The sequence below is a fragment of the Streptomyces sp. NPDC019396 genome (assembly GCF_040632375.1).
GTDB lineage: Bacteria > Actinomycetota > Actinomycetes > Streptomycetales > Streptomycetaceae > Streptomyces.
In genome coordinates, this window is sequence record NZ_JBEYBS010000003.1 from 261,176 (window position 1) to 274,090 (window position 12,915).

Here is a 12,915-nt window from a genome sequence, read left to right on the forward strand (position 1 = left end):
TCTTCCGTTGGCTTTTCCAGTTCTGCGGGTTGCGTAGTCGGCGAAGCCGTTGCCAGCAGAGGATATTGCCCGTGATACAAGGAATTGGGATAGGCGAAAGGAAAAGACGTGATCTTGTCCGGCCATACTGAGCTCCTACTTGCGGCCGTACTCGGTGTGGCCTGCATCGTGGGGATACTCATTCTGGCCAGGTGCATCCAAGGCGTCACATGGCTGATGTGGGGCGCCTGTGTGATCCCCTTGCTGCTCCTTGGCCGTGCGTACGCCACGCTCGGCACGTCACCCGTCCACCTCATGGACGTGCTCGCCGTTCTCGCACTGCTCGCGACGATCGGCGAGTGGGGGCCACGCGCCTGGTCGGAGCCTCGGCTGCGCGGGATCCGTGCGGGCGCCCTCCTTCTGGCCGCCGCTACCGTCCCCGCCGTCTGGAATGGCGTGGACGCGGGATATCCGGACGCGCTCAAAGGAACGATCCTGGGGCTGTATCCGATTCTCGGATGGCTCGCCGCGACCTGGGTGCTGACCCGTCCCCCGAGCGAACTCCGACGGTGGCGCTGGGTGGTCTACGTGCCCGCCTCGGGGGTCATGTTGAGCGTGGCTCTCCAGGAGCCCGTGACTCCTGCGGCCTCGGGGCTCTACCTAGCTCTCGCCGGTGCCTTTAGCGTGCAACTGCGACACCAGGGCAACAGTCGGCCTCTGATCTGGACGCTGGTCGGAACCGCCGTCCTCACCGCAGTCGCCAGCAAACGCGGTGCCATTCTCGCGGTGCTCGCCGCCATCGCCGCGGCGGCGATCGCCAGCAGGTCCAGTCGGCAGCACGTCCGGCGCCTCCCCGTCCTCACGTGGCTGGTGGCCATCGGGGCGGTGATCGGTATCATTGGTTTCTCGACCTCCGGCGAACGCCTTTCCGACGCACCGGTCGTCGGGGGCCTGGTGAGCCGGCTGGAATCGAGCCCGGACAGCGAGGCGGCGAACAACGTCGAGCTCAGGTTCGCGATGTGGCAGGCCGCGATCGACACGGCAAACCAAGAGCCGCTCCTCGGAGCGGGGGCAGGACGGCCACTGGGGGTGAGCCTCCCCGGGCAACCGATCCACGACCCCAAGTCCGGTCCGCACAACTCATTCATCGGGTACATCTACTATCTCGGCTGGCCTGCGGGACTCACCTTCCTTCTGATGGCCCTCGGAGCCCTGCGCCGTACGTGGCAGGCCCGCCACAACCTGGTTGCCGCGTCCTGGTTCGGTGTGATGATCGGGGTGTGCGTCACGGCCTTCACCAACGTTGCCTTCGAGACCACCTTCATCGGGCTTCCGTCCTGGTTGGCTCTCTCGTGCGCCTTCGCACTCGTGGGCGTGCCCCAGGAGGATCGCGGTGCCGCCCGAAGCGCGCCGAAGGCGCGGGGCGGGCAGGGCGCACCGCCCCGCGACGGATCACGACCGCACGGCGTGCCCCTCCCGGCGGCCGCGTCATCGCCGACTTGACCTGCGCTAGCTCACCGCTCCATGGCCTCTACCGTGCTGTGACATGAGCCCCGAAAGGCGTGGAACCGACTTCACGAGGGTGCGCGAGGCGGTGCCGGTACGGGTGGTACGCGAAGTAGGCCGTCTCGCCCGCGTCTTTGACCGAGCGTCGCCGAACAGCAGGTGCCACAACCACGACGCAGCAGCCCGGCCGGGGCCCCACGCCGTTTTACGCAGCGGATCCTTGAATTTGTCCGCGCGAGACGCCCACAGGGCGATCTGCCAGGTGTTCTTCCGTTCCATCAGACCGAGCAGCGCCCCGTAGTACCCGGAGCAGCGAGGAAACGACACATCGGCAACTGTTCTGTTGTTCCGATAACTGCTGCCTCACAGTTGCCGGAAGGCTCGCAACACGCCTCGAGATGCCACCGCTACGGGAAAAGGATCCGTACTCTGTGCGAGGTGCGGGCGCGTCCCGCTCCCACATGACTCTCCGGCACCGTGAGGAGCAGTGGCCAAATCTCAGCAAGGAGGGCATGTGTCCAAAACGGCACTCGTTACCGGCATCACTGGCCAGGACGGTTCCTACCTTGCGGAACTGCTGCTGTCGAAGGATTACGTAGTGCATGGGGTTGTCAGACGTGCCTCCACTTTCAACACGTGCCGCATCGACCACCTCTATCGCGATCCGCACGATCCTGAGGCTCGACTTTTCCTGCACTACGGGGACCTCACCGACGCGAGCAGGATCGCGTGTCTGTTGGAGCGCGTAAAACCCGATGAGGTGTACAATCTCGCGGCGCAGTCGCATGTGCGCGTTTCGTTCGACGAGCCGGAATTCACCGCCAACACCACGGCCTTGGGCACCACGCGACTGTTGGAGGCCATCCGGATGACAGGTCTGCCCTGTCGCTACTACCAGGCGTCGAGCTCCGAAATGTTCGGCGCGACACCACCGCCCCAGCACGAACTCACGCCGTTCCATCCGCGTTCCCCTTACGGCGTCGCCAAGGTGTACGCGTACTGGATCACCCGCAACTACCGTGAGGCATACGGCCTATACGCCGTCAACGGAATCCTCTTCAACCACGAGTCACCGCGGCGCGGACCGACGTTCGTAACACGCAAGGTTGCCGCTGCGGCAGCCCGGATCAAGGCAGGGGTCCAGGACACGCTGTACCTGGGCAACCTCGACGCCAGGCGCGATTGGGGCTACGCCGCCGAGTACGTCGAGGCCATGTGGCTGATGCTGCAGCAGGCAGCACCTGACGACTACGTCGTCGCCACAGGGACCAGCCACAGCGTGCAGGACTTCGTCGAGTGCTGCTTCGCGCACGTGGACCTCGACTGGCGGGATCACGTGCGGTTCGACGAGAGGTACCTGCGGCCTGCCGAGGTGGACGACCTGGTCGGTGACGCTTCCAAGGCTGCCAGGGTGCTCGGCTGGGAGCCCACGGTACACGCCCCGGAACTGGCTCGCCTGATGACCGACGCGGAGCTTGAGGCCCTCCGGCACGGCGATCCAGGGACATTGAGCGCCGTTCCCGCTCCGGCCCGCCATCAGCCGGCCCCCCACTGATCCAGAGCCGGACCAGAGGAAGGAACGCCATCATGCTCCCAATCGTTCGCCACGCGTCGCGAACCACATCGTGACGGCGTCAGGTCCCCCTCCCGAACTGGCGCCCGACCGCACACGGCCCCGCGACCTCCCACCTGTCGGTACGCAGGCGAGGCAGCACACCTCCGAAGGACCCTCGCCCCTGACGCGGGCCGGTGGAGCCACGGGCTTCCGCCGGTCGATCGCCCAGTCGGCCGGCGTCAGAGCCGCCACCTTGCCCGTAACAGCTCTGGCCACGCTCGTGATGGCGCACACCGTCGTCGGGGCGGTGGGAGTGCCGGGTTATGCCCTGTTCGCCCTCATGACCACCCTTCCCTCCGTACTTCCCCTCACTGACCTAGGCGCCGGTGCCGCCATCGTTCAGGCGATCCCACGCGACCAGTCTCCCGATCGGACCTTGCTGTGGGGGACGGTCCTGTCCGCTGCTCACAACCTGATGTGTGCAGCCGCGCTGATCGCCTTCACCGGCGTCATGGTTGCCCTCTTCGGAGTCTCGGGAGTCCTGCTGGGCGACGCCGCACAGCCCGGGTCCGATCTGGCGTTCGCGCTCGCCGCGGTGTTGTTCGCCTGCAGCATGCCACTGGGTCTCAGCAGGTCCATCCTCATGGCGGTGAACCGCAATCAGACCGCGTTCCTCATGCAGGCCGGGGGCAGCGTTCTGCTGCTTCTCCTGGTACTGGCCGCCGCCGCGACCGCCGCCCCCTTGCCCGTGTTCATCGGTGCCTTCTTCTTTTCGCAGTGTGTCGTGGGCGCGTTGAGTGTGGTGATCGCCGGCCGCTACCTGGGCATGCCTCTTATGGCCATCATCCTCGGCAGCATTCGTACGCGGGAACGTGAACGCAGAAAGCCCATCGGCCATCTGGCGATGCCAATGACCATCGTCACGGCCGCCTCGGCCGTGGCCTACGCCACGGACCGGCTCGTCCTCAGCCACTCCGCGGACGCGGCCGCGGTGGCCGGCTATTCAGCCGGCGCCCAGTTCTTCGCCCCCGCGAGCAGCCTACTCAGCGCCGCGGGACTGCCGCTATGGGCGCTCTTTGCCGAGCGGAGGTCGGCGGCGGGTACGCCTCGCGGAGATCTCGTCCGACTGCTTGTGCTCTTCGGGGCAGGCGGTCTGGCCGTGGGCGCCGTCATCACGCTTCTGGGCCCGGTCGCAGGGTCGTGGATGATGCACGAACAACTTCGGGTGGGTACAGGCCTCATGGTCGCGTTCGCTGCCCTTCTTTTCGTGCAGGCCGTGAGCTATCCCGCCGTCATATGGCTGACGGATGAGGCGGGGCTGCGCTTTCAGGCGACCGCCTTCAGCCTGATGGCCGTGGTGAATCTGGCCGTCTCCATCCCGCTCGCGCGCTGGGGCGCCGTAGGTCCCGTGCTCGGCTCAGTCGCGTCCTTCACCGCTCTCGTGGCCGTACCCGCGATCGTCAGGGCTCTGCGCCGGGCATGAGACACGGCTCGTACGCGCGGCAGCCACTGGCTCCTTGCCGGAGACCAGCCCCTCCCCACCACACACAGAGGTACAGCTCCATGATCAAATTGGTGAAGTCCAGCTTCTACCGCGAGTCCGAGACCAAGCGCGCCCTGGCCGAGTTCGTCCTCAGCCAGGACATCCTGAGCATGAACGCTCAGTGCCGAGCCTTCGAGACTGCTTTCGCCGCCAGGCAGGAGCGCAGGTTCGCCGTATTCGTCACCAATGGGAGCGTGGCCAATCTGCTGCTGCTCCAGGCCCTCCTCAACCAGGGACGGTTGACGAGAGGTGCCCGGGTCGGCTTTTCCGCCTTGACATGGCCGACCAATGTCATGCCTCTCATCCAGCTGGGTCTGGAACCGGTCGCGATCGACTGCGAGCTCGACACACTCAACGTCTCGCCCGAAAGTATCGACCCGCATCTGTCCGGTCTTCAGGCCGTCTTCCTGACCAACGTCCTGGGATTCAGCGACGATCTCGCCGCAGTGCGGAAGATGTGCGACGACCGCGGTGTGCTCCTGATCGAGGACAACTGCGAGGCCCTGGGCTCGCGAATGGGTGGCACGTTGCTCGGCAACCACGGCCTGGCCTCGACGTTCTCCTTCTTCGTCGGCCATCACATGTCGACCATCGAGGGCGGCATGGTGTGCACGGACGACGAAGAGCTCCATGCCCAGCTGAGGATGTCCCGTGCGCACGGCTGGGACCGCGACCTGGACCCGGCCAGGCAGCGGGAGCAACGGGCCGGGGCCGGCGTGGACGACTTCTACGCCAGGTACACGTTCTACGACCTCGCGTCCAACTTCCGGCCCACCGAGATCAACGGTTTCATCGGCAACCGTCAGATCGGCTACTGGGACGAGATCGTCGGCAGGCGCGAGGCCAACTTCCGCCGCTACCACGAGGCGATGTCCGATAACAAGGACTTCTACACCTACGACCTGACACACATGGACACCGTCTCCAACTTCTGCATGCCGCTCGTATGCAGGACTGCCGAACTGGCCCGCTCCTACCGTGCCGCGTTCGAGAGAGCGGACGTGGAGATCCGGCCCGTCATCGCCGGAGACATTCCCCGGCAGCCCTTCTACCGCAAGTACTTCAAGGACACGACCACACGTCCGAACGCGCATCTCGTGCACACCAACGGCTTCTACTTCGGCAACAACCCGGAGCTGACCGAGCAGGAACTGACTGTTCTGTGCGAGCTCCTGGCGGGATGAGGAATGCGGGCCCCCGACGAGAGAGGAGGCAGGGAATGGACCGACGAGCGAGAATCTACGTGGCGGGCCACACCGGCATGGTGGGCGCGGCGATCGTCCGCGAACTGCGCGCGGCGGGGTTCGAGAACCTGCTCCTCGTGCCCCGATCCGAATTGGATCTCACCGACCAGCGGGCCGTGAGGGACTTCTTCGTCGAGCACCGGCCCCGGTACGTCGTCGACAGCGCTGCCCGGGTGGGCGGCATCGAGGCCAACTTGACGTATCCTGCGGAGTTCCTGTACGAGAACCTGACGATCCAGAACAACCTGATCTGGTCCGCCAAGGAGACGTCCGTGGAGACGTTCCTGTTCCTGGGAAGCTCCTGCATCTACCCCCGGGACTGCCCGCAGCCCATGCGGGAGGAGTACCTCATGAACGGCAGACCGGAGCCGACCAACGAGGCCTACGCCTACGCGAAGATCGCCGGAATGAAGCTGTGCGAGTACATCCACCGGGAGTTCGGACGGAACTTCGTCTCCTGCATGCCGACCAACATCTACGGGGAGGGAGACAACTTCGATCCGTCTTCTTCTCATGTCATCCCCTCACTGCTGAGGCGTATGCAGGAGGCCAAGGAATCCGAGGCGGCCGAGGTCGTGGTCTGGGGAACCGGTGAGAGTCGGCGGGAGTTCATGCATGTCGACGACCTCGCGAACGCCGTCGTTTGGCTGCTCATGAACCACCGCAGCCCGCGGTTCCTCAACGTCGGCACCGGGGAGGACATCTCCGTCAGAAGCCTCGCCGAACGGATCCGGAGCCTGGTCGGGTACGAGGGCGACCTGGTCTTCGACGCGTCCAAACCGGACGGCATGCCCAGGAAGGTGCTCGACGTGAGCCCCCTCCACCGATCCGGATGGCGCCATCGGATCGGCTTCGACGAAGGACTCGAACGAGCCTACGCGTGGTATCTGAGCTATGTTCACGAAGCTCCGCAGCGCATTCGCGAGCCGCTGCATCCAGCGTGATCAGGCGCCTTCGAGATCATGTGAGGACTCCGGCCGCCGTGGCGAGGACACGGCGGCCGTCTGCTCTCCCGTGCCCTCGGTAGCGAGGAGCAGGCCGTCCCGACTCGGTACGGAGCGCGGTTGCTTCTCCGCTCTGGGGAGGTTGCGGGTAAGCCACCACCGGGCCGGGGTTTCAAACCTGTCCGTCAGCAGAAGACCTCCAACCACCAGACCGCCCAGGAACACCACACCGCCCCAGGGGGCGAAAGCTTCCATCCTCAGCCCGGCGAACTGCAGCGCGGCGCCGTAGACCAGGGCCGCGAGCGGGCGGTGCAGTACGTAGACACAGTAGGAAGCCTTACCCAGCCTGTCGTAGAAGCCACGGGTAGCCGACCACGGCTCAGATCGCGCGCCCATCAGCACGATGACCGGAAACACCAGGACCACGGACACCAGTTGTGCGATCGGGCCAGGGCTGGTGAGGGCCATCACCGGAAGGGACACCATCAGCAACAGCGGAGGCACACTCGGCGCGCGCAGTCTGTCACGCAGCCGGTGGATCAACAGACCGGCGGCGAAGGAACAGCACACCCGGGCCAGCCCGCCGGGGAAGGTCTCCCATGTCAGGCCGACTGCCGGGGTCTCCCAGTAGTACACGGCGCAGGAGTACAGGACTCCGCACACGAGGACGGTGACGACGAGGGCCCTGAGCGATTGCAACGGTCGCCAGAAGGCCACCCAGAGTAGGTTCGCGAGCAACTCGAAGAAGATCGACCACATGGGGCCGTTGAGGGGGAACAGCACTTGGGTCACAGGCGCAGGGAGCATGAGCAGGGAGAAGGGAAGGACGGTGAAGAGTCGGGCCCAGCTCCAAGGCTCCGTGGGTGAACCGTACTGGATGCACACGACGGCATGGACGATCCCGAGCAGCAGACCCAGCCCGTACAGGGGGTACAGCCGTGCCCAACGGCGGCGCAGAAACTCCAGAGGTGTCATGCCCCGTCGCAGACGGTCCTCGTAGGCATGGGCGAGGACAAAGCCACTCAGCGCGAAGAAGAGGTCCACCGCCATTCCCAGGAAGGCCGGTGCCGTCCCGAACAGGCGTGGGGAGTGAAGCACCACGATGCACAGTGCCGCGACTCCGCGAATTCCGTGCAGCGTCGAGTAGTTCTTTGCCGGCAGCAATGAACCTCCTTGGAGTCATCGAGGCAGGGCTCGCTCAGCCTGGGTGTAGTCGCCACTTCCAGGTCGGTAGGGGTGGTCGGCCGACCGGCCTGGCCACGATCGGTCGGATACCGTGCGCGTTCCTCCTGCTAGGAGCCTTGATGCGCCTGCTACGAGCCCTGGTGTGCGGCTCTGCACCGGAGGGCGGAGACCTTCCGGGCCGTGGACTCGATGACCCCGGACTTCGCCGTCAACCCCCACGCCTGGCTCACGACTCGGGCCAGCGGCCACCACAGCAGCTCAAGCCGCTGGGCCTTCGGACCGAGATATCGACGCATCACCCGCAGCTGTTCCAGCTCAGGATTCTGGTTCGTCACGGTCAGCGAGGTGGCGTGGACTCGGAAGCACCCGAGAACCTGCGGGAGGTAGAGCATCCCGCCCCACTTCCGCAGGCGCAGGTGGAGATCGAAGTCCATGGCGTAGCGAAGCGCCGGATCCAGCATCCCCACCCGTTCGACGGCTTCACGTCGGTAGACCGAACCCGGCTGGCCCATGAAGTTCTGGCCGTACCCGGCGAACCAGGAAGCGAACGTACCGGGGCGCAGGACGTACAACGGACGTCCGGACACGTCGATGACCTGGAAGCGTCCGTAGACCATCGCGGCGGTGGGGTTCCGTTCCAACGCGTCACACGCAGCACTGAGGCTTCGACCGGTGAGCATGTCGTCGTCTCCGAGCCATGCCACGTACTCGGTCTCCGCTCCCCTCCACCCCTGGTTGATGGCGTTGCTGAGCCCCCGATGCTCTTCGGTCAGGAACCGGCAGCTGTGGCGATCGGCCACCTCACGGAGACGGGAGGCGGCGGTGGCAGGGCCGACAATCACGAGCTCCACGGATTCGATCTGGTTCCTGATGGACGTCAGACAGAGCTCGAGGTAATCGGGACGGTCACCGATGGTGGGCACGACGAGACGCACGCGCGGGCGTGTGGGGGGCACTGGCATGGCGTCTCCAGATTGTCGAGAACGGATGGGACGACGGGCAATCGGCCTGGTCAGGCAGCTGGGAGCTGGCCGTGATCCCCCAGTGGATCACCTACGGGGCGTATGCTGACGATTCGACAAGGCGGCGCGGGGAAGCCGCCCGACGAAGCCGGGGGTGCCTTAGCCGGTGTCGTGCGCCCCAGGGAATGATGGGACGGCTTTCTAGCTGGCTGGCCGCACTGGGTGCTGAGCGGCGTGACGACGCTCAGCCACAATCCCGAACGTCGTCGGTGGAGCAAGCCGCTCCCCCAGCGCCTGCAGCACTCCGGACTGGGTAGACCAGTACCGGTGCAACCGCACGCTCTCGAAGGCCGGTTCGAGAAGCTGCTTCAAACGCTCCTCGTCGACGCCGTTGCGCACCACGTGGTACTCGGACATGTCCGCCGAGTTCGTGTTGTCGTAGACACCGCGCAGCCGGCGCAGACGGGTGGCGACGCCCCGGCCATAGGCTCCCTGTCCCAGTCTCCAGAGCAGATAGGCACTGCGATCCAGGCCCATCGAGACCGAGGACCGGCGCGGGTACCAGAGCGGGTCCTGGAAGCTGACGAACGCCCCCCCCTCGGCAATTCGACCGACCAGCCGCTCCACCGCAGTCAGGTAGTCCGGGATGTGATGCAGCACGGAGATGGTCACCACGCAGTCGATCGACGACCCCTCGAACTGGACGTCTCCTGTCGGATCGTGGATCACGGTGACTCTGGGGTTGTGGCGGAACCGCCTTTCGAGAAGTTCGGCGCTGGGTCCGCTCATTTCCGTGACCGCGACCTCCGCTCCCATCGCCAGCAAATGGTCCGTAAATGCTCCATGCCCCGCCCCCAGCTCCACGACCCGGCATCGGCCATTCCGGTCGAGGACTTCTCCGATCACTCGCTGGACTACTTCGACAACTCGCGCTCTCACACGATGATGACGAATGTGTGGTGAGCCAGCGGCATAGTCGTGACCGACCCCGTGCTCACGCTCCTGCAGGAGTCCCATCGGCGGAAATGTCACAGTTTCACTCACCCGGCGAACCCTACCCCCATCAACAAGGACGCGTCAGAGCCCCAGTTGGCGGTTTTGGCGGTTCATTCGAACGGCGCATTGCGCAAGTAACTCCGGTTGGAAGTGACATGCTGTTGGTCGGCTACGTACTGACAGCGTGGTTTGACACGATGTCCCCCGTCACCCAGTGAAAGGAATACCTTCAGGTGTTCTCCACCGTCTGCGTTGTCGGACTCGGCTACATCGGGCTTCCCACAGCAGCCGCGCTCGCCACCCAGGGCGTCGATGTCATCGGCGTCGACGTCAGTGAATCCACCGTCCATCTGATCAACGCGGGGCGCGCCCCGTTCGTCGAGCCCGACCTGGCCGTGGCGGTCAACGGAGCCGTGGCCATGGGCCGGCTGCGGGCGACCGGCGTCCCCGAGCCGGCCGACGCCTTCATCATCGCCGTCCCCACGCCGCTCCAGGAGGACCGTACGGCGGACCTGTCCTGCGTACGGGCCGCGGCGGCATCGGTGGCCGGTGTGCTGAAAGCGGGTGATCTGGTGATCCTGGAATCGACCTCGCCGCCCGGCACCACGGTCGAGCTGTCACGCTGGCTCGCCAAGCACCGGCCCGATCTGTCGTTCCCCCACGACGCGGGGGACACGGCGGCGGTCCGGGTGGCGCACTGCCCGGAGCGCGTCCTTCCCGGCCGGACGATGATCGAGATCGTGACGAACGACCGCGTGATCGGAGGAGTGGCCGCGGGCTGCGCCGAGCGGGCGCGCGATCTGTACGCGATGTTCGCCAAGGGCGAGTGCCTGCTCACCGATGCCACCACGGCCGAGATGGCCAAACTCAGCGAGAACGCCTTCCGGGACGTGAACATCGCCTTCGCCAACGAGCTGTCGATGGTGTGCGATCACCTGCGCATCGATGCGGCCGAGGTCATCGCCCTCGCCAACCGCCATCCGCGCGTCGCCATCCTGCACCCCGGCCCCGGTGTCGGCGGCCACTGCATCGCCGTCGACCCCTGGTTCATCGTCGGCTCGGCACCCCAGCAGGCCCGGCTCATCCGGCTGGCCCGTCAGGTCAACGACGCCAAACCCGCCCACGTGATCAGCGAGGTCACCCGGACCGCGAGCCGGTTCAGGGATCCGGTGATCGCCTGCCTGGGGCTGACGTTCAAGGCGAACATCGACGACCTCAGAGAGAGCCCCGCCCTGCACATCGTGCACGAGCTGGCCCGTCAGGAGGTCGGCCGGCTGCTGGCGGTCGAGCCGCACATCAGCGAACTGCCGGTGTCACTGGCCGACACGGGTCGGGTCGCACTCGTCGATGTCACCACGGCCGTGCGGGACGCGGATGTCGTCGTCCTGCTCGTGGACCACGACTCCTTCCGGAGCGTCAAGCAGACAGCCCTGCGCGGCAAGGCGGTGTTCGACACGCGCGGATTCTGGCGTTGAGGCTTCCGGCGCCGGACCCTGCGCCTGCGCCTGCGCCTGACCGAACTCCTCCGGTCGTGCGCACAGCCCCATCCAGTGACCGATCGCCCGTACGGCACGGTCGGCGGCCCGGCCGTCGCCGTACGGGTTGACCGCGTTGGCCATCGAGGCGTATGCCGACCGGTCGTGCAGCAGACGCCGCACCTGCTTCACGATGTGGTCCCGGTCGGTCCCCACCAGCAAGGCGGTGCCCGCCTGGATGGCCTCCTGACGCTCCGTGGTGTTCCTCATGACCAGCACGGGCTTACCGATGCTGGGGCCCTCCTCCTGGATGCCTCCGCTGTCGGTCATGATGATGTGCGCCCGGTCGAGAAGCCGGGCGAAGCCCGCGTATCCCAAGGGTTCCGTGATCCGGATGGTGGGGATCCCGCGCACCTGCGGCAGGATCGCGGCCCGTACCACGGGGTTGGGATGCAGGGGCAGCACGATGAGCAACTCGGGTTCGGTGCGCGCCAGATCAGCCAGTGCGCCGCCGATGGCCTCCATCCTGCCGTCCCATGACTCGCGGCGGTGGGCCGTCACCAACAGGACCCTGCTGGTGCTGTCGTCCAGATCGGCAAGTGCCGGATCGCCGTAGTCGGCCTTCCGCCGGACCGCCCAGTGCAGGGCGTCGATCACGGTGTTGCCGGTCACCACGATGGACGCTCTGTCGACCCCTTCCCTGAGCAGGTTCTCGCGGGCGCCCGATGTCGGGGCCAAATGGACCGCCGCCAACTGGCTCACCAGCCGGCGGTTGATTTCCTCGGGAAAGGGGGATTCCCTGTCGTCGGTACGCAGCCCCGCCTCGAGATGGACGACGGGAATGCGGTGGTAGAAGGCGGCGAGCGCACCGGCGAACGCCGTGGTGGTGTCGCCCTGGACGAGTACGGCGTCCGGCCGTTCGCGTGCGAGCAGCGGATACAGCCGGCTCAGCGCCCTGACGGTGATGTCGGAAAGGGTCTGCCCTTCGCTGAGGATATCCAGGTCGTGATCGGGCTCGATTCCGAACAGGGCGTGCACCTGGTCGAGCAGTATCCGGTGCTGAGCGGTGACGGTGATCACTGGTTCGAGGTCGGCTGATCTGCGCAGGGCTTTGATGACCGGAGCGACCTTGATGGCCTCGGGCCTGGTTCCGTAGACGACCATCAACCGCTTCACCCGAGTCTCCTCCCACGCCGGCGTGCGCCGGACAACACCGTGGCGGCCGCGCTTCTTCATGGATTCGCACCGTGCCGGGAATCCCGATGTCACACCTGTCCGACCGCCGGGAATTCAGGAAATGCACGGGGTGCGGGGAATACAGGGCATCGGGGCCGGCTCACGCAACAACGCCCACAGATACCAGCGAATCCGCATTCGAACCGGGTCGCCGCCTCGGTGTGACCGGCGTTCACCCTCACGCATGGACATGTACGTCCATCCGGGTCCGCGCACAGGACAAGGCCCTGGGAGGGCGAATTCCGGTTCATACAGTGCGCTGTGGGTGCCGTCCCCACTTCTGAAAAGGC

At 66.1% G+C, this 12,915-nt stretch carries 9 protein-coding genes and 1 pseudogene; 6 read left to right on the top strand and 4 right to left on the bottom strand.

The window, feature by feature from the left end; all coding sequences use genetic code 11:
* Positions 1 to 294: 294 nt before the first annotated feature.
* The 5 genes from ABZ532_RS05055 to ABZ532_RS05075 all read left to right on the top strand — a co-directional run bounded on the left by ABZ532_RS05055 (position 295) and on the right by ABZ532_RS05075 (position 6,771).
* Complete coding sequence (locus ABZ532_RS05055; protein ID WP_361279657.1) at positions 295 to 1,482, top strand: O-antigen ligase family protein; 1,188 nt, start codon at positions 295 to 297, stop codon at positions 1,480 to 1,482.
* Between the two features lie 517 nt (positions 1,483 to 1,999).
* Positions 2,000 to 3,040, top strand: a complete 1,041-nt coding sequence (gene gmd, locus ABZ532_RS05060) for a GDP-mannose 4,6-dehydratase (protein WP_361279658.1) — start codon at positions 2,000 to 2,002, stop codon at positions 3,038 to 3,040.
* A gap of 253 nt (positions 3,041 to 3,293) precedes the next feature.
* On the top strand, positions 3,294 to 4,523 hold the full coding sequence (locus ABZ532_RS05065) for a hypothetical protein (protein ID WP_361279659.1): 1,230 nt from the start codon (positions 3,294 to 3,296) through the stop codon (positions 4,521 to 4,523).
* 80 nt (positions 4,524 to 4,603) lie between these two features.
* A complete protein-coding gene (locus tag ABZ532_RS05070; protein WP_361279661.1) occupies positions 4,604 to 5,767 on the top strand; it encodes a DegT/DnrJ/EryC1/StrS aminotransferase family protein in 1,164 nt (387 codons plus the stop codon).
* A 35-nt stretch (positions 5,768 to 5,802) separates the two neighbouring features.
* Positions 5,803 to 6,771, top strand: coding sequence for a GDP-L-fucose synthase (locus ABZ532_RS05075; protein ID WP_361279662.1), 969 nt, complete (start codon positions 5,803 to 5,805; stop codon positions 6,769 to 6,771).
* On the opposite strand, the gene ABZ532_RS05080 is transcribed toward ABZ532_RS05075, so the two are convergent.
* The 3 genes from ABZ532_RS05080 to ABZ532_RS05090 all read right to left on the bottom strand — a co-directional run bounded on the left by ABZ532_RS05080 (position 6,772) and on the right by ABZ532_RS05090 (position 9,857).
* Positions 6,772 to 7,935: an acyltransferase gene (locus ABZ532_RS05080; protein WP_361279663.1), complete on the bottom strand. Its 1,164-nt coding sequence runs from the start codon at positions 7,933 to 7,935 to the stop codon at positions 6,772 to 6,774.
* A 149-nt stretch (positions 7,936 to 8,084) separates the two neighbouring features.
* Complete coding sequence (locus ABZ532_RS05085) at positions 8,085 to 8,891, bottom strand: glycosyltransferase (protein WP_361279664.1); 807 nt, start codon at positions 8,889 to 8,891, stop codon at positions 8,085 to 8,087.
* A gap of 228 nt (positions 8,892 to 9,119) precedes the next feature.
* Positions 9,120 to 9,857 carry a methyltransferase gene (locus ABZ532_RS05090; RefSeq protein WP_361279766.1) on the bottom strand — a complete coding sequence of 246 codons (738 nt, stop codon included), beginning with the start codon at positions 9,855 to 9,857 and terminating at the stop codon, positions 9,120 to 9,122.
* A 290-nt stretch (positions 9,858 to 10,147) separates the two neighbouring features.
* On the opposite strand from ABZ532_RS05090, the gene wecC reads away from it, so the two are divergent.
* Positions 10,148 to 11,389, top strand: a complete 1,242-nt coding sequence (gene wecC, locus ABZ532_RS05095) for a UDP-N-acetyl-D-mannosamine dehydrogenase (RefSeq protein ID WP_361279665.1) — start codon at positions 10,148 to 10,150, stop codon at positions 11,387 to 11,389.
* 93 nt (positions 11,390 to 11,482) lie between these two features.
* On the opposite strand, the pseudogene wecB reads toward wecC, so the two are convergent.
* Positions 11,483 to 12,625 (bottom strand): annotated as a pseudogene (gene wecB, locus ABZ532_RS05100) (UDP-N-acetylglucosamine 2-epimerase (non-hydrolyzing)); the annotation flags it as partial.
* Between the last annotated feature and the right edge of the window lie 290 nt (positions 12,626 to 12,915).